17 protein-coding genes and 1 other RNA gene are annotated in these 20,419 nt (G+C 68.5%); 7 read left to right on the top strand and 11 right to left on the bottom strand.

What is annotated here, in order from left to right:
• Positions 1-67: 67 nt before the first annotated feature.
• From ACFKCF_RS33995 to prfB, 7 genes are all read right to left on the bottom strand, one after another.
• Positions 68-235 (bottom strand): hypothetical protein, encoded by a 168-nt coding sequence (locus ACFKCF_RS33995; protein WP_394499375.1) that lies wholly within the window; start codon positions 233-235, stop codon positions 68-70.
• Between the two features lie 469 nt (positions 236-704).
• Positions 705-1,088, bottom strand: a transfer-messenger RNA (tmRNA) gene (gene ssrA / locus ACFKCF_RS33990).
• 289 nt (positions 1,089-1,377) lie between these two features.
• The gene (locus tag ACFKCF_RS33985; protein WP_394499374.1) at positions 1,378-3,255 is read right to left on the bottom strand and encodes a penicillin-binding transpeptidase domain-containing protein; all 1,878 of its coding nucleotides are present in this window, start codon (positions 3,253-3,255) and stop codon (positions 1,378-1,380) included.
• A 19-nt stretch (positions 3,256-3,274) separates the two neighbouring features.
• Entirely contained in the window at positions 3,275-3,742 is a 468-nt protein-coding gene (smpB, locus tag ACFKCF_RS33980) for an SsrA-binding protein SmpB (RefSeq protein ID WP_394499373.1), read from the bottom strand.
• Positions 3,743-3,764: 22 nt separating this feature from the next.
• The gene (gene ftsX, locus ACFKCF_RS33975; protein WP_394499372.1) at positions 3,765-4,676 is read right to left on the bottom strand and encodes a permease-like cell division protein FtsX; all 912 of its coding nucleotides are present in this window, start codon (positions 4,674-4,676) and stop codon (positions 3,765-3,767) included.
• 20 nt (positions 4,677-4,696) lie between these two features.
• Entirely contained in the window at positions 4,697-5,386 is a 690-nt protein-coding gene (gene ftsE, locus ACFKCF_RS33970) for a cell division ATP-binding protein FtsE (protein ID WP_020541427.1), read from the bottom strand.
• A gap of 391 nt (positions 5,387-5,777) precedes the next feature.
• Entirely contained in the window at positions 5,778-6,896 is a 1,119-nt protein-coding gene (gene prfB, locus ACFKCF_RS33965; RefSeq protein ID WP_394499371.1) for a peptide chain release factor 2, read from the bottom strand.
• 122 nt (positions 6,897-7,018) lie between these two features.
• Between prfB and ACFKCF_RS33960 the strand changes: the two genes are divergently transcribed.
• Genes ACFKCF_RS33960 through ACFKCF_RS33950 form a run of 3 tightly spaced genes read left to right on the top strand, consistent with a single transcriptional unit; the run spans position 7,019 to position 8,797 of the window.
• A complete protein-coding gene (locus ACFKCF_RS33960; protein WP_394499370.1) occupies positions 7,019-8,047 on the top strand; it encodes a hypothetical protein in 1,029 nt (342 codons plus the stop codon).
• A gap of 46 nt (positions 8,048-8,093) precedes the next feature.
• Complete coding sequence (locus ACFKCF_RS33955) at positions 8,094-8,324, top strand: hypothetical protein (protein ID WP_394499368.1); 231 nt, start codon at positions 8,094-8,096, stop codon at positions 8,322-8,324.
• A complete protein-coding gene (locus ACFKCF_RS33950) occupies positions 8,321-8,797 on the top strand; it encodes a Clp protease N-terminal domain-containing protein (RefSeq protein WP_394499367.1) in 477 nt (158 codons plus the stop codon). Before ACFKCF_RS33955 ends, ACFKCF_RS33950 begins: the two co-directional genes overlap by 4 nt.
• 64 nt (positions 8,798-8,861) lie before the next feature.
• On the opposite strand, the gene ACFKCF_RS33945 is transcribed toward ACFKCF_RS33950, so the two are convergent.
• The 4 genes from ACFKCF_RS33945 to ACFKCF_RS33930 all read right to left on the bottom strand — a co-directional run bounded on the left by ACFKCF_RS33945 (position 8,862) and on the right by ACFKCF_RS33930 (position 15,430).
• Entirely contained in the window at positions 8,862-13,736 is a 4,875-nt protein-coding gene (locus ACFKCF_RS33945; protein WP_394499366.1) for an NAD-glutamate dehydrogenase, read from the bottom strand.
• A 38-nt stretch (positions 13,737-13,774) separates the two neighbouring features.
• Complete coding sequence (locus ACFKCF_RS33940; protein ID WP_394499365.1) at positions 13,775-14,578, bottom strand: tryptophan 2,3-dioxygenase; 804 nt, start codon at positions 14,576-14,578, stop codon at positions 13,775-13,777.
• 85 nt (positions 14,579-14,663) lie between these two features.
• On the bottom strand, positions 14,664-14,876 hold the full coding sequence (locus ACFKCF_RS33935) for an anti-sigma factor family protein (protein ID WP_394499364.1): 213 nt from the start codon (positions 14,874-14,876) through the stop codon (positions 14,664-14,666).
• Positions 14,876-15,430 carry a sigma-70 family RNA polymerase sigma factor gene (locus tag ACFKCF_RS33930; protein WP_394499363.1) on the bottom strand — a complete coding sequence of 185 codons (555 nt, stop codon included), beginning with the start codon at positions 15,428-15,430 and terminating at the stop codon, positions 14,876-14,878. Before ACFKCF_RS33930 ends, ACFKCF_RS33935 begins: the two co-directional genes overlap by 1 nt.
• A 109-nt stretch (positions 15,431-15,539) precedes the next feature.
• Here ACFKCF_RS33930 and ACFKCF_RS33925 point away from each other — a divergent pair, with 109 nt between their 5' ends.
• The 4 genes from ACFKCF_RS33925 to ACFKCF_RS33910 all read left to right on the top strand — a co-directional run bounded on the left by ACFKCF_RS33925 (position 15,540) and on the right by ACFKCF_RS33910 (position 20,351).
• Positions 15,540-16,187 carry a DUF4142 domain-containing protein gene (locus ACFKCF_RS33925; RefSeq protein WP_394499362.1) on the top strand — a complete coding sequence of 216 codons (648 nt, stop codon included), beginning with the start codon at positions 15,540-15,542 and terminating at the stop codon, positions 16,185-16,187.
• Complete coding sequence (locus ACFKCF_RS33920; protein ID WP_394499361.1) at positions 16,184-17,722, top strand: DUF1996 domain-containing protein; 1,539 nt, start codon at positions 16,184-16,186, stop codon at positions 17,720-17,722. Before ACFKCF_RS33925 ends, ACFKCF_RS33920 begins: the two co-directional genes overlap by 4 nt.
• Before the next feature lie 108 nt (positions 17,723-17,830).
• The gene (locus ACFKCF_RS33915; RefSeq protein WP_394499360.1) at positions 17,831-18,658 is read left to right on the top strand and encodes a hypothetical protein; all 828 of its coding nucleotides are present in this window, start codon (positions 17,831-17,833) and stop codon (positions 18,656-18,658) included.
• Between the two features lie 49 nt (positions 18,659-18,707).
• Positions 18,708-20,351, top strand: coding sequence for an NADH-ubiquinone oxidoreductase-F iron-sulfur binding region domain-containing protein (locus ACFKCF_RS33910; protein WP_394499359.1), 1,644 nt, complete (start codon positions 18,708-18,710; stop codon positions 20,349-20,351).
• The last annotated feature ends 68 nt before the right edge of the window (positions 20,352-20,419 follow it).

Raw genomic sequence — 20,419 nt, 5'->3', positions numbered from 1 at the left:
GATGCTCCTTCAGCCGTTACAGGGCGGGGAGCCGGCATCCAGCGGATGCCGGCTCCCCGCCGCAGGATCAGCGATTCACGCAGTCGGCGCTCGGGTTGCCCCACGTGGAGCTGCAGAAGTAGCCGGAGCCCGGCTTCATGTCCGCCATGGGCATGCCCGCGACGACCTCGAGCTCCTCACCGACGAGCTCGGAGACCCCAGCAGGCAGATCCTCGATCTTGAGGAGGTTGCTCATGACACATCCCATCTGGTTACCAGGGGCCGCGATCTACGGCCCGGCGCAAGAGCTTGGCGCTCGCACCTTGGGATTGGCCTGGGGCCACTTGTAGCGGCTGTATCGGCCCGCGATGCCGCCCCTCCAAGCGGCATCAAGCGGGTCACATGGAAAGCCCCGGCCGTGTGGTCAGGCCGGGGCCGCATCGTCCGTACGGGCGCTTGGGGACCCCCGGGCCCTCAAGACCCCCGGGCCCTCAGCGCCCTCAAAACCCTCAGCGCACGCTCAGCGCGCTCAGCGTCCTCAGGGCCCTCAGCGGCCTTTGGGCCTTGGGGCCCTTGCCGCCCTTCTCACGACCACAAACGCAAAACCGCCCCTGCCCCACTCGCGGTGGGACAGAGGCGGTCTGACGCACGGGTGCCAGGGGGTAGCCCCTGGACAGCACAAAGGCCCGCGGGAGGAAGCGAAACTTCCGACCACACGGGCCTTCCAGTGGAGGTGGCGGGAATCGAACCCGCGTCCTTCAACCCCAAGTCAGGGCTTCTCCGGGCGCAGCCTGCTGTGCTTTTCTCGGCCCCGGCGATCACGCAGGCGAGTCGCCGACGGGCCCAGCCACTGTTTGGTTTCCCGCTCTCCCCCGTGGCCGGGTCGAGCGGTTGAGCCTTCTAACGATGCCAGACACCGGGCCGAAGGCACTCCCGGGCTGACAGTGGTTTCGCTACTTAGGCAGCGAGGCCCAGGGAATCCTGGGCAGCCACAGTGCGCTTGGAATTGGCACTTGTTGTTTGCGGTCACAGGATTAACGAGGTTATGTCCGCAGTCCTCGGCCCGCTTCACCTGGCTTGCAAAGTCGAAGTCGAAGCCAGTCACCCCCTGTGCAGTTGTCAACACACCTCCGAGGAGGTGAGCAACAAGAATCTACAGGGAACAACGCCCCCAACGCCAACTTGATTCCCCATGACGAAACCCCCGGGAGCACGGCTCAGCGGCTCGCGCTCCCGGGGGCCGACCGGCAGGGTCGAGCCGGTCCGGACGGCAGGACTTCCCCCGAGATGAAGTCCTGATCTCATCACGGCGACTAGGTCCGCAACCCCCCGAGCGGGCCCAGTCACTCAGTAAGACGCAGCCGGACCCCTGGATGGTTGCTCAGCGTGACGACAATTTCACGCCGGGTTTCGAAGGGCCGAGAAGAAGCTGCCCGCGACCGCTCCGGCGTCGTGGTTTCGCGCCAGCACGGCGACCGCCACGTCCCCCTGCCAGCCCACGAACCACTTCATCTGGCTGCCTGCCGTGGCCGTCACGCCGTAGACCCTGCCCTTGCCCGCCTGGGCGGGCGTGCCGGTCGCGCCGGCCGCCATCATCCGCTTCAGCGTCGCGAGGACCTTGGGGTCCACGGGCACGGGGGCCGGCTGCGGGGTCTGCGCGGCCTCCGCCGCCGGATCGGGCGACTTGGGGTCGGTGACCAGCACCGGTGGGTGCCAGGTGCCCGAGGCGACCGCGGCGGCCACCAGCGCCATGCCGAGCGGGCTGACCTCGACGTTCTGGCCGGCGATGGCCTTGGCCTTGTCGGCGTCGCCGGTCAGCGGGGGCAGCGCGCCGCTGAACGACTTGAGCGGCAGCCGCCACGGCAGGCCCACGCCGAACGCCTTGGCGCTCCTGTCCAGGTCGTCGGCCGTGACGCGGCGCGCCAGCGAGGCCAGCGCGGTGACACAGCCCTTGGCGAAGTTTTCCTGGAAGGTGCCCGAGGGCGTGACCCCGGTGGACTCCGCGGCCTGAACGAACTTGGCGCCGCCGACCGTGCGCTCGTCGGGGCAGGCCAGCCGCAGCTTCGGGCTGACGTCGCGCTTGAGCAGCGCGTCCGCGGCCACGATCGAGAATGCCGTGCCTGCGGGGAACCTGCCGGCCAGCGCGCCCATCTCCTGGTTGAGGTCCTTCTGCCGGGTCAGCTCGCCCTGGGCCCCGACCGCGAGGATCTGACCGGTGTCGCGCTGCACCGCCACCAGCAGGCTCGCCTCCGTCTCGCCCAGCGCCTGCTCGGCCGCCGCCTGGACGGACCGGTCGATGGTGGTCTTCACCGAGACGTTCTCCCGGCCCCGCCACTCCTTCAGCAGGGCGACCTGCTTGCCGGTCTTGAGGTCGAGCGTGATCACCTTGGTCTGCGTCGAACCGGTCAGGTAGTCCTGGTAGGCCTGCTGGAGGCCGCTCCTGCCGACCGAGTCACCGGCCCGCTCGGGCCCGCCGAGCTTCTGCTCGGTCTCGGGGGTGAGCGCGCTGACGCTGCCGACGATCTGCTGCGGCGGCTCGGGGTTGACCGGCTGGTCCTGCTGCACCGTCTCGATCCCGTCGATGGCGTCGAGCTTCGACTTCATCGCCTGGTAGCGCGAGCGTCCGAACGTGACCAGCGGCACGAACTTGTCGGGCGGCGAGGACCTGATGCGGCTCAGCAGGCGGTCCTGCGCGTAGTCGGTGATCTTGGACAGCTTGGCGGCGACCTCTTCCGCCCGGTCGCCGAGCTTGGCCGGGTAGACGCCCGCGCTGTAGAACACGCTGTTGCCCTGCAGCGGCTCGCCCGCGCGGTCGACGATCGGCTTGCGCGGCCTGGGGTCGGTGTCGACGGCGAACCGCTGCCCCTCCTTGAGCTGCGGATGCAGCACGGAGGGTGACCAGCGCACCTTCCAGGTGCCGTCCACGAGGTGGAGCGGGAGCAGCCCGTCGTACTCCCAGAGGGGGTTGTTCTCCCCCAGGTCGACCTCGGCATCGAAGTCGGCCTTCGCCTCTTCGCCCGTCATGCTGAGGCTCTTGATCTTGAAGCGGAAGGAGGCCGCGTCGAGCTCCAGCTTGGCGTCGGACAGCGCCTTGCGCACGGTGGCCTGATCGCCGTCGGTGCGGCCGGCGGCGAGCTCGTAGTCGCCCGACTGCCAGCCCACGAGGAAGTCCCGCACCGCGTCGTGCGGCGAGGGCTCCTCGAAGCAGCCGGTCAGGGTCGTGCTCGCGACCGCCAGGGTGGCGGCCGCGGAGAGGATGCGGCGAGCGCGTGTCATGGGGTGCGGTGCCGCCGTCTCATCGGTTGCGGTGCCGCAGGGCCCGGGCCATCTCCCGCTTCGCCTGCTGCTCCGCCAGCGCCTGCCGCTTGTCCCAGTCTTTCTTGCCCCGGGCGATCGCGATCTCGACCTTGGCCCTGCCGTCCTTGAAGTAGAGCGTCAGCGGCACGATCGTGAGCCCGCCCTCCTTCGTCTTGGTGGCGAGCTTGTCGATCTCCTTGCGGTGCAGCAGCAGCTTGCGCTTGCGGCGGGCGGCGTGGTTGGTCCACGTCCCCTGGGAGTATTCGGGGATGTGGACGTTGAGCAGCCACGCTTCGCCGTCGTCGACGCTGGCGTAGCCGTCGACGAGCGAGGCGCGGCCCTCGCGCAGCGACTTCACCTCGGTGCCCTGGAGCACGAGACCTGCCTCGAAGGTGTCCTCGAGAAGGTAGTCGTGTCTGGCACGCTTGTTCTGGGCGATGACCTTACGCCCGGTCTCACGTGGCATGCTTCGACTTTACCGGCGATCCTCAGACTCTCAGGTAGCGGCGGAGAGTCACGAACGATGCCAGCACACAGATGACCACACCGATGATCATGGTGATGGTGATGGTCTGGGCCACGTCGTTCCACCCGAGCTGCGCGGTCTGGTCGCCCAGGTAGCGCCCCAGCTCCTCGAAGAGGAAGACCTTCGTGACGATCAGGATGATCGCCGCGAACACCCCGCCGATCAGGCCGGCGATGACGCCTTCCATGACGAACGGGAGCTGGATGTAGAGGTTGGACGCGCCGACGAGGCGCATGATGCCCGTCTCTCTACGCCGGTTGAACGCCGAGAGCCGTACCGTGTTGCCGATCAGGAGCGCCGCCGCCAGCACCAGGATGATGGCCACCGCGAGCGCGTAGAACGCGAGCTTGTCGAGCATCTCGAAGAAGGGACCGACCAACTGCGCCTGGTCCACGACCTGTGACACGCCCGGCTGCCCCTGCATGGCCTGTACGACGGCCTTGTAGTTGTTCGGGTCCGCCACCTTGATGCGGAACGACTGCGGCATGTCCTCGACCTTGGTGGCGGTCGCGAGGGCCTTGTTGGTGGTGGCGTACATCTTCTGGAAGTTCTGGTACGCCGTCGACTGGTCCTCGTAGAACACCTCCTTGACGCCGGGGGTGCTCTTGATCAGGGTGTTGAGGGCCTCCTTCTGGGCGTTGGAGACCTCCTTACCCTTGCAGGCCTCCATGGCCGTGCCCTTGCTGCACAGGTAGACCGAGACCTCGACCTTGTCGTCCCAGTAGCCCTTCATCATGCCGACCTGGGCGTTGATCATCAAGCCGACGCCCAGCATCGCCATGCCGACCGCAACGGTGATGACCACCGCGATCGTCATGGTCAGGTTGCGACGGAGGCCGATCCAGACCTCGGAGAAGATGAAATTCGCCCGCATGTTCTGTCTGCAGCTCCCTGTCAGTACGCCTGGCCGTAAACGCCACGCGACTGGTCACGGACGATCTTGCCGTCCTCCAGCTCCACCACGCGCTTACGCATGGAGTCGACGATGGCCGCGTCGTGCGTGGCCATGACGACCGTGGTGCCCGTCCTGTTGATGCGGTCGAGCACCTTCATGATGCCGATGCTCGTCGCGGGGTCGATGTTGCCCGTGGGCTCGTCGGCCAGCAGGATCATGGGCCGGTTGACGAACGCGCGGGCCATGGCGACGCGCTGCTGCTCGCCGCCGGACAGCTCGTCGGGCATGCGGTGGGCCTTGCCTTCCAGGCCGACCAGCTCGATGACCTCGGGCACCACCTTGCGGATGAACCGCCGGGGCTTTCCGATGACCTCGAGGGCGAACGCCACATTTTCGTAGACGTTCTTGTTCGGGAGCAGCCTGAAGTCCTGGAACACGCAGCCGATGCGGCGGCGCAGGTGCGGCACCTTGAAGTTGGAGAGGCGGGCCAGATCTTTGCCGGCGACATGGATCGCGCCGGAGTTGGGCCGCTCCTCCTTGAGGACCAGACGCAAGAACGTGGACTTGCCTGATCCCGAGGGACCGACGAGGAACACGAACTCACCCTTGTCCACGTCAACGGATACGTGGTCGAGGGCGGGCCGGTTCTGGTTCGCGTAGACCTTGGTGACATTATCGAAATGGATCACGAGAGCATCACGGCATGCCAGTCTAGGGGTCAGGACGGAAGCGAGGGTGGCACATGCCCACTTCCCGCCACCGGCCGATCGGGTTACGCGGTCTTTACTGATGATCGACGTTCCGATTGGCCAGACGACAGTCTAGGGGGAAGACTGGCATGGAAAGTCCATAACGGAAACAAAACGATTGTGCGGCTAGACTTGGGGCTGTCATGAGTTGTGAACACCTCGTATGCGCGCAGTGCGCCCACCCTGTGATCGAGGGACGCTGCCCCACCTGCCGAGCCAGCAGGGAGCGGATGCACCAGCACGGCTTCGCCGGGCTGTCACCCGCTCTGATCGCTCTGCTGCTGGTCGTCCTGCTCTTCGCGAGCCTGGTGCTCAAGCACCTGAGCGGGCTCTAGTCGGCCGTCCCCGACTCCTGGCGGCGCATCCAGCGGATCTCGGACTCGATGAACCCATCGAGGTCGCCGTCCAGGACGGCCGACGGGTTGCCCGCTTCGGTGCCCGTGCGCAGATCCTTCACGATCTGGTACGGGTGCAGCACGTAGTTGCGGATCTGCGTGCCCCATGACGTCGTGGTGGCGCCGCGCAGCTCCGACATCTTCTCCGCCTCCTCCTGCCGCTTGCGCTCCAGCAGCTTGGCCTGCAGGACGTTCATGGCGGTGGCGCGGTTCTGCAGCTGCGAGCGCTCGTTCTGGCAGGAGACGACGATGTTGGTCGGGAGGTGCGTGATGCGCACCGCCGAGTCGGTCGTGTTGACGCCCTGGCCGCCAGGGCCGCTCGACCGGTAGACGTCGACGCGGATCTCGTCCTCGTTGATGTCGATGTGGTCGGTCTGCTCGACGACCGGCACGACGTCGACCCCCGCGAACGAGGTCTGCCTGCGGCCCTGATTGTCGAACGGGCTGATGCGGACCAGCCGGTGGGTGCCGTGCTCGCCGCGGAGCGTGCCGTACGCGTAGGGCGCCTTGATCGTGAACGTGGCCGACTTGATGCCGGCCTCCTCCGCGTAGGAGGTGTCGTAGACCTCGGTCGAATAGCCCTTGCGCTCGGCCCAGCGCAGATACATGCGCAGCAGCATCTCGGCCCAGTCGGCGGCGTCGACCCCGCCCGCCTGGGAGTTGATCGTGACGAGCGCCTCGCGGGCGTCGTACTCGCCCGAGAGCAGCGTGCGCACCTCTAGAGCCCCGATGTCGGACTTGAGCGACTCAAGCTCCTTGTCGGCCTCGGCGCGCGTGTCGTCGTCGCCCTCCTCGGCCGCCAGCTCGTAGAGGACGCCGAGGTCGTCGAGACGGCGCGCGACGCCCTCGACGCGGTTGAGCTCACCCTGAAGGTGCGAGAGCTTGCTGGTGACCTTCTGCGCCTGGTCGGGGTCGTCCCACAGGTCCGGTGCGGCAACCTGCTGCTCCAGCTCCTCGATCTGCTTGCGCATCGCGTCGAGGTCGAGCACGTCCTGGATGCTGCGGAGCGTGCCCGCGAGCTCGTTGATCTCTTCTGCCGGATCGATGCCTGCCACGTCTCCCAAGCCTACTTCCCCCGGAGAGCTACGCCCCCCATCCCCGCCCACGTCGTCAAAAGGCGACTCCTGTTCGGGTGCCGGAGGGCCCGCCGCCCCGCGGTCGCGAATAACATGGCGAGGTGCGTGCATACGGTCGGCGGAAAGTGCTGGCGCTCGCCGCCGGCGTACTGGCCGCGGCGACCGCCTGCACGGGCAATGCCCCGGCCGAGCCGTCCAAGGCGGCCGCGACCTCGTCGGCGTCCGCGTCCCCCTCGCCCTCCGCACCCGTGACGGCCGTCACGCAGGCCGAGGCCGCGGAGGAGTTCTCCAAGTTCACGGCCACCGACGACGCGCTGCGGGCTCCGAGCGAGCTTCAGGGACGGCTGGACCTGGAGCTTAAGGACGTCGTGACGGGCGGGCAGGGGCCGCTGACCGCGGCGGCGTTCCTGTCCCACGACTTCGCGCCGCCCCGCTACAAATGGGGGACGCCGAAGCTGTTCGTGCCGAGGTTCGCGCCGCAGGAGCAGGCGCCCTGGTTCAGCGCGCTGGCGACGCGCGACGGCAGCCCGACGCTGCTGACGTTCGCCAGGTCCGCCGACCGGTGGCGGCTCAGCTCCGCGGCCGAGCTCCTGTCCGGGCAGCAGGTGCCGGAGATCGAGCTCGACGCCGACGGTTACGCGACCGCGGTGGCGCCCGACGACAAGTCGGTCACGATCAGCCCGCAGTTCATGGGCCCCGTGCACGCCAGCGTGGCCGAGACCGGGTCCGCCGGGGTCACGGCGGGGCTGCTGGCGGCGGGCCCGTACACGACGGACGTGGCCGAGCAGATCGCCAGCCTCCGGGAGAAGGCCAAGAACGACGGGTTCAGCTACGACTCGATCTTCAGTGCCGACAACTATCCGGTCTACGCGCTGCGCACGAAGGACGGCGGGGCGTTGATCCAATACTCGCTGTCCCGCACGACGTCCACGACCACGAAGACGGCCGAGGATGACTACATCCCCGTGCCGGAGCAGGCGCAGTGGGCCATCACCACGCCGGTGCTGCGGCGCTCGCTCAAGCTGATCGAGACGCACCAGTACGCCACCGTGGTGCCGTCCCTGAAGGCCCCGGCCGCCGCGGCCGTCATCGCCCATGACGGCGCCCTGACGCGCGCCTCGGGCCAGTAGCAACTTAAGTTGACTAATCGACACGTAGTCAACTATGGTTGCTTGCATGTCGGCCGACATTCCCGAACCCCAGGAGCCCGCTGACGCGCTGGCAGCCGTGGTCGCTCTGCGGCGCCTGGCCGATCAGCTGGAGGACGCCGCCGTCGAGCAGGCGATGCGGGCCGGCTGGAGCTGGCCACAGGTCGCCGAGGCGCTCGGAGTCACTCGCCAAGCGGTGCACAAGAAGCACGTCAAGCGGCTCATCGCCGCGGGCGTCACGCTGAGGAGACGACAGTGAGCGCGATCGACCACTACATCAACGACGTCATCCTGCGGGGCGAGACCGAAGCCAGGCAGGACGGGTCCGCCGCGATAGAGGCACACCACCTGCTCCTGGGCATCGCCGCTCACGAGGGCACCGCCGCCCACGAGGTCCTGACCTCGGAGGGGCTGGACCGCCGGGCGATCCGCGCCGCGCTGGACCGGGAGTTCGAGCACAGCCTCGGCACGGCCGGGGTGTCGCTCGCCTCGTTCGACCTCCCCGCGCCGACCCCCGACCCGGACCGCCGGGTGAGCCTGGGGGCCTCGGGGCGGCTCTGCCTCGAACGCGGCTTCGCCCACGCCCCGCGCAAGAAGGACCTCAGACCCGGCCACCTGGTGCTCGGGATCCTGGAGGCCGAGGTCGGCACCGTGCCCCGCGCTCTCGCCCTGGCAGGCGTCGACCGGGCCGCGCTGGCGACCCGCCTCCAGATGGAGAACGGGCGCTGGTGACCCCTCAGAGCGCAGCCTGACCGCCGTAGGCGCGGCCCGGCTGCGTCTCCGTGTGGCGGCCTGGCTACGCCTCCGTGTGGGGGAGGTTGCTGGCCGCCACCAGGGTGCGGATGGCCCGCAGGGCGACCGACAGGGTGGCCAGGTCGAAGTGGTCGCTCTCCCAGATCTCCGAGAGCGTCTGCCGCGCCCGGGAGACCGCCGCCGAGTTGGCCTCCGACCACCGGGCCAGCCGCTCCTCCGGCGGCAGCCCCGGCGTGCTGTGGGCCAGCACGTCGCGGGTCAGCGAGGCGTGCGCGGCGTAGAGGTCGTCGCGCAGGGCGGAGCGGGCCATCGAGTTCCAGCGGTTGTCCCGGGGCAGCGCGATGATGCGCTCCCGCAGGCGGGCCAGCTGGAGCCGGTCGGCCAGGTCGAAGTAGACCTCCGCCACCTCGGCCACCGGGCGGCCCGTCAGCGAGGCCACCTCCACCAGGTCCAGCATGGAGTACGCGGGCACCATGGCGGCCGCCCGCTCGGCCAGCTCCAGCGGCACCCCCCTGGCCGCGAAGGAGTCGCGGCGCTCCTCGTAGGCGGCCAGGTCGGGCCCGGTCAGCAGCTTGGGGATGTGGGACAGCAGGCCGTTGACGCCCTTCACGAAGAAGGCGACCGACCCGGCCAGGTCCAGCGGCGGCCGGCGGTTGACCAGCAGCCAGCGGGTGCCGCGCTCGGCCAGCTTGCGGGCCTCCAGCAGCATGGCGATCTGGGTGGCCGTGTCGACCTTGTTGTCCAGCGCCTCCACGGCCCGGTGGAAGCTGGGCAGGTCGAACACCTCGCGCGCCACGAGGTAGGCACGCACGATGTCGGGGGTGGAGGCCCCGGTCTCCTCCCCGAAGCGGTACATGAACGTGGTGCCCATGGAGTTGACCAGCTCGTTCACCACGCAGGTGGTGATGATCTCGCGCCGCAGCGGGTGGGCGTCCATGTAGGGGCGGAAGCGCTCGCGCAGCGCGGACGGGAAGTACGACACCAGCCACGAGGCCAGGTAGGGGTCGTCGGGCAGGTCGGAGCCCAGCAGCTCGGCGTCGGCGACCAGTTTGGTGTAGGCCAGCAGGACGGAGAACTCGGGCGCGCTCAGGCCCAGCCTGGCCTGGCGGCGCTCGGCCAGCGTCTTGTCCGAAGGCAGGAACTCCAGCTCCCGGTTGACCAGGCCGTCCCGTTCGAGGCGGCGCAGGTAGCGGGAGTGGATGTGGAGCATCTCGACGGCCTGGGTGCGGGCCGCGGCGAGGACCACGTTCTGCGCGTAGTTGTCCCGCAGCACCAGGTCGGCGACCTCGTCGGTCATCGAGGTGAAGACCTGGTTGCGCTGCTTGTCGGTCAGCTCGCCGTCGCGGACGACCTGGTCGAGCAGGATCTTGATGTTCACCTCGTGGTCGGAGGTGTCGACCCCGGCCGAGTTGTCGATGAAGTCGGTGTTGACCAGCCCGCCGTTCAGCGCGAACTCGATGCGGGCGAGCTGGGTGAATCCGAGGTTGCCGCCCTCGCCGATGACCTTGCAGCGCAGGTCCGCGGCGTTGACCCGCAGCCCGTCGTTGGCCTTGTCGCCCACGTCCGCGTTGGACTCGGAGCCGGCCTTGACGTACGTGCCGATGCCGCCGTTCCACAGCAGGTCGACGGGGGCCCGCAGGATGGCACTGATCAGGTCGTTGGGGGCCAGGGAGGTGACACCGGCGGGGATGCCGAGCGCCTCGCGCATCTGCGGCGTGATGTGGACGGACTTGGCCGTACGGGGGAAGACGCCGCCGCCGGCCGAGATCAGCTTGGCGTCGTAGTCCTCCCACGAGCTGCGCGGCAGCTCGAACAGGCGCTGCCGCTCCCTGTACGAGGCGGTCGCGTCGGGCGAGGGGTCGACGAAGATGTGCCGGTGGTCGAAGGCGGCCACCAGCCGGATGTGCCGGGACAGCAGCATGCCGTTGCCGAACACGTCACCGGACATGTCGCCGATCCCGGCCACCGTGAAGTCGGTGCTCTGCACGTCCAGGCCCATGGTCCGGAAGTGGTACTTGACCGACTCCCAGGCGCCGCGGGCGGTGATGCCCATGGCCTTGTGGTCGTAGCCGATCGAGCCGCCGGAGGCGAACGCGTCGCCCAGCCAGAAGCCGTACTCCTTGGCCACGCTGTTGGCGATGTCGGAGAAGGTCGCGGTGCCCTTGTCGGCGGCGACCACGAGGTAGGTGTCGTCACCGTCGTGCCTGACCACGTCGAGCGGCGGCACGACCTTGCCGTCCACGAGGTTGTCGGTCACGTCGAGCAGGCCGGAGATGAACGTCCGGTAGCAGGCGACGCCTTCGACGAGCATCTCCTCCCGCGTTCCGGACACGGGCGGCCGTTTCACAACAAATCCGCCTTTAGACCCAGTGGGGACGATGACGGTGTTTTTCACCATCTGCGCCTTTACCAGGCCGAGAATCTCCGTACGGAAGTCCTCCATCCGGTCCGACCACCGCAGCCCGCCCCGCGCCACTTTCCCGAAGCGCAGATGCACGCCCTCGACCCGCGGCGAATACACGAATATCTCGTACTTCGGCCGCGGGAGCGGCAGGACGCTGATCGCCTGCGGGTCAAATTTGAGCGATATGTACGGTTTGCGGTGCCCATCGACCGTTTGGAAGTAATTCGTGCGCAATGTCGCCTGAATCATCTCCAGATACGCCCGCAGGATCCGGTCCTCGTCGAGAGAGGCCACCTCGTCGAGCGCGCCCAGGATCTCCTCGTTGAGCGCTTCGGCGAGATCGAGCCGCACGTCCTCGCCGCGCCGCGGATCGAGCTTGGCCTCGAAGAGGCTCACCAGCAGCCGCGCCAGCCGCACGTTCCCGGCCAGCACCCGCTCCATGTACGTCTGCGAGAAGGTGCCCCCGGCCTGGCGCAGGTACTTGGCGTACACCCGCAGGATCTCGACCTGCTCCCAGGTCAGCCCGGCGCTCAGGATGAGCGAGTTGAAGTCGTCGGCCTCGACCTGCCCCTTCCAGAGGGCGCTGAGCCCGTCCTGGAACAGCCGCTTGAAGTCGTCCCTGCCGACCTCCTCCGTCGGCGTGTACCGCAGGCCGAAGTCGTAGATCCAGGCGTTCTTGGTGTTGGGGTCGTTGTCGCGGTCGATCTCGTACGGCCGCTCGTCCACGACCTCGACGCCGAGCCGCTGGATCAGCGGCAGCGCCTCCGAGAGCGAGATGGGCGAGCCGACCTTGTAGATCTTGAGCCGCCGCTCCCCCTCGACCGCGTCGTACGGCTCGTAGAGGTTGATGTCCACCTCCGCGCCGTCGCCCACGGCCACGAGGTCCTCCAGGCGGCGCAGGTCCACCACGGCCACCTTGGGCGGGAAGTCCGCCTTGTAACCCTCGGGGAAGGCGGAGGCGTACCGCTTGATGAGCGTGGGCGCCTCGTCCTCGGAGGTCATCCGCCCCAGCTCGGTGGCCAGGTCGTCCTCCCAGGAGCGGGTCAGGGCGGCCAGCCGCGCCTCCAGCTCCTCCACGTCCACGCTCGGCGGCGGGAGCTGCCTGCCCCGCTCGCCCCGCACCACCACGTGCAGCCGGGCCAGCACCGACTCGCCGATCATCGCGCTGTAGTCGAGCGACTTGCCGCCCAGGGCCTTCAGCAGCACCTCCTGCATCTTCAGCCGCACCTTGGTGGTGTAGCGGTCGCGCGGCAGGTAGATCAGGCAGGAGATGTAGCGGCCGTAGTCGTCGCGGCGCAGGAACAGCTTGACCTGCTTGCGCTCGCGCAGCCGCAGCACGCCCAGCGCGATCGGCAGCAGCTGGTCGACCGAGGTCTGGAAGAGCTCGTCGCGCGGGAACGTCTCGAGGATCTCGATCAGGTCCTTGCCGTCGTGGCTGTCGGGCGCCAACCCGGCCTTGTCCAGCACGGCCGCCAGCTTCCGGCGGAGCACGGGGATCCTGGAGATCGACTCGTTGTAGGCCACGTGCGTGAACAGGCCGAGGAAGCGCCGCTCGCCGACCACCTCGCCCTCGGGCGTGAAGATCTTGACCCCGATGTAGTCGAGGTAGGCCGCCCGATGGACGGTGGCCCGCGAGTTGGCCTTGGTGGTGATCATGAGCTGCTTCTCGCGCGCCTTGGCCCGCACCTCGGCGGGCAGCGCGGAGAAGCTGTCCGAGCCGACCTTGTCGTCACGCAGGATGCCCAGCGCCGCGCCCGGCAGCGCCCGCAGCGCCTCGCCCTCGTCGGTGTGCTCGAGCCGGTACTCGCGGTAGCCCAGGAAGGTGAAGTGCCCGTCGGCGAGCCAGCGCAGCAGGTCGATGCTGTCCTCGACCTCCGCGGGCTCCAGCGGCGGCGGGCTCATGCCCAGGTCCTCGGCGGTCTGTACGGCCAGCGCGCGCATCTTCCTGAAGTCCTCGACCGCGTGGCGCACGTCGGTGAGCACCCGCTGCAGGTCGGCTTCGAGCGCCTTGAGCGCCTCGGGGTCGGTCTGCCGGTCGACCTCGATGTGCATCCACGACTCGACCAGCATCTGGCCGGTGACGTCCTCCTGGCCGCGCCCGAGCATCCGGCCGGTCATGTCGCGGCGCACCCGCATCTGGGGATGGACCAGCAGGTGGATGCCCAGGTCGTGGCGGTCGAGCTCCATCGTCACGGAGTCGACGAGGAACGGCATGTCGTCCGTGACCACCTCGACGACCGAGTGGCCCGGGTCCCAGCCGTTCGCGTCCAGCGTGGGGGTGTAGGCGCGGACGACCGCGCGGCCCTGGGGGCGGACCTCGGCCAGCTGCCGCTGCGACATCGCGGGGCCGTACACGTCAACGGGGTTGCGGTCGAGCAGGTCCTCCGGCGCGACGTGCCGGTAGTAGAACCGGAGGAAGGACAGGGCCTCCTCGGGGCCCACATGTTCGCTGCTCGCCGCGCAACTCTCCGCGGCTCGCTGGAGCAGCTCGTCCTTGGCCTCGTCGAGGGGCATTTCGGTCTCACTCCTTTGTGAGGGTTTGCCAAAGCTGTTCATAGCCAGGCCCTTAGTTCCCACAGCAGCGGGAAGTAGTGCAAACGCGTTCTGCCGCGCAGATAGGGGGCGCCCGTCGAGCCGCCAGTGCCCGACTTGGTGCCGATTTGACGTTCGACCATCTGGACATGACGCATCCGCCACTGCGCGGCGGTCGCGTCGTGCGTCAGCAGGTCTTCGGCCAGTTGCCACAGGTCGTCGTACGACCCGCGGTCCCTCGCCACGGCCAGCAGCGAGCCCATGATCTCGTCGTCGGAGACCGGCAGGCCACGCTGGGAGAGGGCGGTGAGGTAAGCATCCCACAGCGTGGGCTCCTCCAGCCTGCGGCGCAGCCGTGCGAGCTCCGTGTCGCTGGCATGCCTGAAGCTGCCGAGATAGCGCTCGTCCTTGAGCCCGGACAGGAACTCCAGCTCCCGGAACTGCACCGACTGGAAGCCGCTGGCGGGCGCCAGCTTCTCCCGGAACATGAGGAAGTCCTGGGGCGTCATCGTCTCCAGAACGTCCACCTGCTCGATCAGCACCTTCTCGACCGCGTGCACCCGGCGGAACAGGTGCCTGGCCCGCCAGAGCTCGCCGGCGAACATGGCCTCGCGGGCGTTCTCCAGCTCGTGGAGCAGCAGCTTGAACCACAGCTCGTAGACCTGGTGGATGGTGATGAAGAGCAGCTCGTCAGGCGCTTCGGACTGCGGCCGCTGCTGTGCGAGAAGTTCGGGCAGGCGAAGATAGCCGCCGTACGACAGCCGGCCGCCTTCCTCGCCGAACCGCCGATGCGGGGGAACGGGCGCATCTCCGTCGATGCCCACCGAACACCTCCCCCTGATCGTCCGGTCACGCTACACCGGACGCAATGCCTCGCCGTACCGATACCACCCGAAAAGGGCACAGACGTCAACGTACAGACGTCAGCGTGACATCGACCTCGGGGGGGTCGTCGTCGGAGGCTGCGGGAGCGTTCTTGAGCTCGTCAAGCTCTTCCGGGAGCTCGGCAAGCTCAATCAGCTCCGCCTGGCATCTCTCGCACGTATCGAGGTGGCGCTCGAAGGCCTCGTGCTCGTCCTCATCGAGGACTCCGAGGACATAGGCAGCCACCTCGTCATGCATCAGCCGGCTACCCCCTTGTCCCGCAGCAGTTCGCGAAGAGCCCGGATCCCGTAATAGAGCCGGGACTTCACCGTGCCCGGCGGTATCCCCAGTATCTCCGCCGCTTCACTAATCGTACGGTCTCGGAGGTAGGTCTGCTCTATGACTTCGCGGTGTTCTTCAGAGAGGCTGCGAAGGGCGTCGGCGACGACCATCCGCGACAGGGCTCGCTCGGAGCCGTCGGGTACGGCCATCATGTCGACTTCGGGCGGCTCGACCTCTTGAGGCCGGGCGCTCTTCCGTCGACGTCCATCGATAACGATGCGGCGGGCTACCGTCAGTAGCCACGCCCATAAAAGGCTTGGTTCCCACTGCAGTCTTGCCGAGTTTTTCCAGGCTCGGACGAGCGTCTCCTGCACCACGTCTTCGGCCCATTGAAGGTCGTTACCTGTCGATTTGCGTACGTGGCGCAGCAGAGGGCCGCCGAACTCCTGGTAAAGCACCGCGATGCGATGCTCCGCCTCGGCATCCGCACTCTCGAACCTGCCGTCGAGGTGACCTAGCACGGGGCACATCTTTACACCTTCGTTATCTCGGCGGTAGCCACTCCGATAACTCCAGTCATTTCTAACTATCTCCGGCCATGTGCTGAACCAAGCCCGAGAGGCCCGCGTACCTCCGACCATGCACAGGCTTTTGCGCGGTGGCGAGCTCTTCATGCTCGGTGGCTTCGTCGTGGCGGCCGCGGTGACGATCGTGCTGGTCATGCCACCTTCGATCGATCCCGCCGCCACAGCGGCGACCCAGACATCATCGGGGCCCGTCACGGCCGCCGACCGTGACCTGCTCATCAAGGTGCGACAGGCCGGCCTCTGGGAGATGCCCGCGGGCGAGTATGCCCAGACCCGCGCCGAGTCCCAACGCGTCAAGGAAGTCGGCAGGCTGATCATGCAGGACCACCAGAGGCTGGACCTGCTGACCCGTCAAACCGCCAAGAAGCTCGGGGTGGCGATCCCCAGCGAGCCCAATGCCGACCAGCAGAGCTGGATGGCCCAGCTGGCCGCGGAGCGCGGACCCGCCTTCGACAAGGACTACGCGAACCTGTTGCGGGCCGCGCACGGCAAGGTCTTCACCGTCGTGGCTGCCGTACGGGCTGGTACGCGCAACGCGGAGATCAGGAAGTTCGCCGAGGCAGGCATCAACTTCGTCATGCGCCACATGGCACTCCTGGAGTCCACCGGCCTGGTCGATCACACCCAGTTGCCCGAGCCCCCGACGCCTTCACCAGCTCCACCCGTCGCGATGGCGGTCGAAAAGAGGAGAGACGCATGACGAGATCAAGACGCATGGCCGCGACCATGTCCGCATTGGCCGTGGTGGCTAGCGGATTGGTGTCCGCGGCCGTCATCGGCGTCGGCCCGGCGCGCGCCGACCACTGCGACCCGGCCCAGGCCTCCCAGGAGCAGCAGCAGGGCCAGCGGAACCGGAACAACAACCGGAACCAGGATCAGGGCCAGCAACAAGATCAAGATCAGCAGGGACAGGATCAGAACCAGCAGCAGCAGGATCAGAACCAGAACCAGGATCAGAACGGCCAGAACCAAGACCAGAACAACGACCAGAACCAGAACCAGAACCAGAACCAGAACCAGGATCAGGGCCGGCAGGACCAGAACAACAACCAGCAGCAGAACAACAACCAGCAGAACGGCCAGCAGCAGGACCAGAACGGCGACCAGCAGCAGAACGCCGACCAGCAGGGCCAGGGCGGCGGGCGCGCCGTGCTCGACCCGGCCCAGGACCCGAACCCGGAGCAGACCGCCGAGACCTTCGGCCGCCGCAACCGCCCGACCAGGAACCCGGACCAGGGCAACAACGGCAACAACGGTAATAACGGTAATAACGGTAATAACGGGAACAATGGCAACAACGGCAACAACGGCAACGGAAACGCCTCCCCCAGCCCGTCCCCCACAGCGTCCGAGGACCACAACGAATGCGCCGACCTGGGCCCGTTCGTCGAGGACTTCGTCGACATCCGCCGGGTAGCGCCGCGTCAGCTTGACGCCCGCATCGGCAGGGGCGGCTCGCGCGGCTCCTTCATCTCCCAGTGCGGGACGAACCGCAACGGCCACAACAACCCGGACAACTTCATCGTCGCCCCCGGCGTGAGCAACGGAGCCCACCACCTCCACGACTACGTGGGCAACCTGTCAACGGACGGCTTCTCCACGGACCAGAGCCTCGCCGCCGCGGGCACCACGTGCCGATTGGGCGATAAATCCACCTACTTCTGGCCGGTCCTTCGAGACCGCAAGGTGGACGCGAACACCGAGGACCCGGACGGCAACGTCGGCCAGGTGCTGCGTGCCCGCTCCGTGACGCTGCAGTTCCGCGGCAACGCCACCTCCCAGGTCGTCGCGATGCCGAGGTTCCTCAGGCTGATCACCGGCGACGCCAAGGCCGCCACCAACGGCGCCGGCAACGCCAGGGCCGCCTGGTCCTGCACGGGATTCCAAAATCGCATAAGTCCCGACAAATATCCGCTTTGCCCGCGCGGCAGCCAAGTCGTTCGTATTCTGGACTTCCCTAGCTGCTGGGACGGCCAGAACACTGACAGCGCCAATCACCGAACGCACGTGGTCTTCCCCGGACAGGGTGGCGCCTGCCCGCAAGGGACCAAGGCGGTGCCGGCACTGCGCATGACCCTCACGTACTCCGTGCCGCAGGGCCCGTCATTCGCCGTGGACGCCTTCCCTGAACAGAAGCACAACCCGATCACCGACCACGCTGACTTCGCGAACGTGATGCCCGATCGGCTGATGCAGTTCGTCGTCTCTTGCATCAACCGGGGTCGCCGATGCTGATCTGAGAGCCCTCACGGGCTACCCAGCCTTCCGAGTCGCACCCTCACCCGACCTTGGAGGGAACCTTAGATGCTCCACAGACGACACCCCCGGCACACTCCCACCAAGTTGGACACGCGCAGTGTCCGGCTGGGAGCCAGCGCCATGGTCATGGCCGTCGTGCTGTCGGCGTTCGCGCTGACCAGGACGGACCGCGGCATCGCGATCCTCGGCCGGGTGGTCGCCTTCCTCGAGTTCTACGTGGGCGTGATGGCCCTGGTGACGTTCACCGCGACCGTCGCCCTCGGGATCATCACCACCGAGCGGGTCTTCCTGTCGCCGGTCAACCGGGTCAGGTCGCAGCTCGCCCACAAGGCCTTCGGCCTTCTCGGGATGATCTTCCTGATCACGCACATCTCACTCATGATCAGCCTGGGGCACGTGCCGCCGGGCGCGGCGGTCGTCCCCATCGCGGGGATCAACAAGGGTCTCGGCATCCTGGCCTTCGACATGATGATCGTGGCTGTGGTCACGGGGCTGCTCAGGAGGCGCTGGGCGGCGAAGGCCAGGCCATGGATGTGGCGAGTGATGCACTCGGTCGCGTACCTGGGCTGGCCCGTCGCCATCATGCATGGGTTGACGGCCGGCCGCCCGCCGGCCGGCTGGGTGGCCTGGTCCTACGTGGCCAGCATCGCGGCGGTCGGCGGAGCGCTGGTCATCCGCGTGCTGGCCGCGGCCTTCCGGCCGCCGATCACACTCGAGAAGATCCAGGGGCCGGCGGTGACCAACCCCGCCGCCATGGGCGTGCCCGCCGAGCAGCCGCAGAAGGTCGCCTCGGGGAACGCCGCCGCTGCGGCAGCCGCAGCCGCCGGCGCGGGCCCGGCCGCGGCCGCGGCCCAGAGAAGGAACGCACCGGTGAGCCTCGCCGAGCGGCGCAGGTATCGGGAGGCCGGATGAGACCGCCTCAGGACACCCGGTTGACCCCCGCAACCCGACAGGAGCGATCGTGATTCCGGCCCGAGTGCCGCGGGTCTTACGGATGGGTCCGGCCCGGCTGACCGCCGGGCTGGACCAGACCCGCCGACTGGATCTTCCCGCCCACCGCACCCTCCATGGTTCCCCCAAACCGCGCGACCTGGACCAGCTCATCTCGATGGCCAACGAGGTGGACATGCGCGGCCGTGGCGGGGCGGCGTTCCCGTTCGCGCGCAAGCTGCGGGCCGTCGCCGACGCGGTGGGCTCGAGCGGCGAGTGCGTCGTCCTCATCAACGGCGCCGAGGGCGAGCCGGCCAGCTCCAAGGACGCCATGCTGCTCACCCGCAACCCCCACCTGGTCCTCGACGGCGCCGTACTGGCCGCCGAGGCGCTGGGCGCCCGCGAGGTGGTTCTCGCCACGGCCGGCGGCGAGGTCGCCGAGGCGTCCGTCAACGCCGCCGTGGACGAGCGCCGGGCCGCGAACGTCGCCGGCGGCGCCGAGAGCCGCATCCCGATCCGGGTGGTCGGGATCAAGGAGCGGTTCATCTCCGGGGAGGGCGGCGCGCTCGTCAACGCCGTCAACGGCGAGATCGGCATCCCGCCCGGGCGCAAGAGGCGGGCCGCGATCAGCGGCGTGGACGGGCTGCCGACCCTGCTGTCCAACACGGAGACCTACGCGCAGCTGGCGCTGCTGGCCGAGCTCGGCCCGGAGAGGTACGCCGAGGTCGGCACCCCCAAGGAGCCCGGCACCATCCTGCTCACCGTCAGCGGCGGCGCGGCCAACGGCGCGGTCATCGAGGCGCCGACGGGCACGTACCTGGCGGACGTGCTCGCGCTCACCGAGGCCGACGTCGGCGACGGGGTGCTCATCGGGGGCTACCACGGCGCCTGGCTGTCGGCCGAGGTGGCCCAGACGGCCGTGATCTCGCGCGAGGGCATGAAGCTCGCCGGCGCGACCCTGGGGGCCGGGATCATCGTCCCGCTCGGCGAGTCGACGTGCTCGCTGGGCGAGGCCGCCCGGGTCACCTCCTACCTGGCGGGCGAGTCGGCCGGCCAGTGCGGCCCGTGCCGGCTCGGCCTGCCGGACCTGGCCTGGGCCATGAACTCGCTGGTCGAGGGCAGCGGCTCCGTGGACGCCGTACGGCGCTGCGTGCGCGGCGTCGAGCGGCGCGGGGCCTGCTTCCACCCGGACGGCACGGCCAAGTTCGTGCTGTCGGCGCTGGACGCGTTCGAGAGCGAGATCGCGCTGCACCTGGAGCACGGTTCGTGCGGCCGGCCGGTCCGCGGCGTGCTGCCGATGCCCGAGCCCGAGAACGACTACGTCGAATACCGGCTGGAGGTCGACTGGTCCCGCTGCGCGGGGCACGGGCTCTGCGCCCATCTGCTGCCGGAGTTCGTGGAGCTGGACGACTACGGGTTCCCGTCGTTCAGGACCGTACCGGGCTGGATGGCCAAGGAGGCGCGGCGCACGGTCGAGATGTGCCCCGCGCTGGCCCTGCGGATGGTCCAGACCACGGGAGACGGTCATGGTGGCCCGGCTCCGAAGCCCACCGGCTCGCCGCTGCGGCTCGTCAAGGACGGAGTCCTCAAGAAGGCCGAGAAGAGCGGCCCGCCACGGCTCACCCGGGTGGGCTCCGCCACCCCCAGGAACGCGTTCGGAGGGAGCGCCGGGTAAGCCCGAAGTGATGGAGATGTGACCAAACCTGGCGGGTCATCCGGACGTCTCACCGATCGGCTCAACAC

Source organism: Nonomuraea sp. JJY05, assembly GCF_043496855.1.
GTDB lineage: Bacteria > Actinomycetota > Actinomycetes > Streptosporangiales > Streptosporangiaceae > Nonomuraea.
The sequence above is the reverse complement of the archived record's forward strand: the minus strand, read 5'-3'. Positions and strand labels throughout refer to the sequence as shown.

What these genes read in the sequence shown, in the direction of transcription:
- ACFKCF_RS33995 (WP_394499375.1), bottom strand. Translation starts at nt 235, where the DNA reads ATGAGCAACCTCCTCAAGATCGAGGATCTGCCTGCTGGGGTCTCCGAG.
- ACFKCF_RS33985 (WP_394499374.1), bottom strand. Translation starts at nt 3,255, where the DNA reads ATGACACGCGCTCGCCGCATCCTCTCCGCGGCCGCCACCCTGGCGGTC.
- smpB (WP_394499373.1), bottom strand. Translation starts at nt 3,742, where the DNA reads ATGCCACGTGAGACCGGGCGTAAGGTCATCGCCCAGAACAAGCGTGCC.
- ftsX (WP_394499372.1), bottom strand. Translation starts at nt 4,676, where the DNA reads ATGCGGGCGAATTTCATCTTCTCCGAGGTCTGGATCGGCCTCCGTCGC.
- ACFKCF_RS33955 (WP_394499368.1), top strand. Translation starts at nt 8,094, where the DNA reads ATGTCGGCCGACATTCCCGAACCCCAGGAGCCCGCTGACGCGCTGGCA.
- ACFKCF_RS33945 (WP_394499366.1), bottom strand. Translation starts at nt 13,736, where the DNA reads ATGCCCCTCGACGAGGCCAAGGACGAGCTGCTCCAGCGAGCCGCGGAG.
- ACFKCF_RS33935 (WP_394499364.1), bottom strand. Translation starts at nt 14,876, where the DNA reads ATGCATGACGAGGTGGCTGCCTATGTCCTCGGAGTCCTCGATGAGGAC.
- ACFKCF_RS33930 (WP_394499363.1), bottom strand. Translation starts at nt 15,430, where the DNA reads ATGTGCCCCGTGCTAGGTCACCTCGACGGCAGGTTCGAGAGTGCGGAT.
- ACFKCF_RS33925 (WP_394499362.1), top strand. Translation starts at nt 15,540, where the DNA reads ATGCACAGGCTTTTGCGCGGTGGCGAGCTCTTCATGCTCGGTGGCTTC.
- ACFKCF_RS33920 (WP_394499361.1), top strand. Translation starts at nt 16,184, where the DNA reads ATGACGAGATCAAGACGCATGGCCGCGACCATGTCCGCATTGGCCGTG.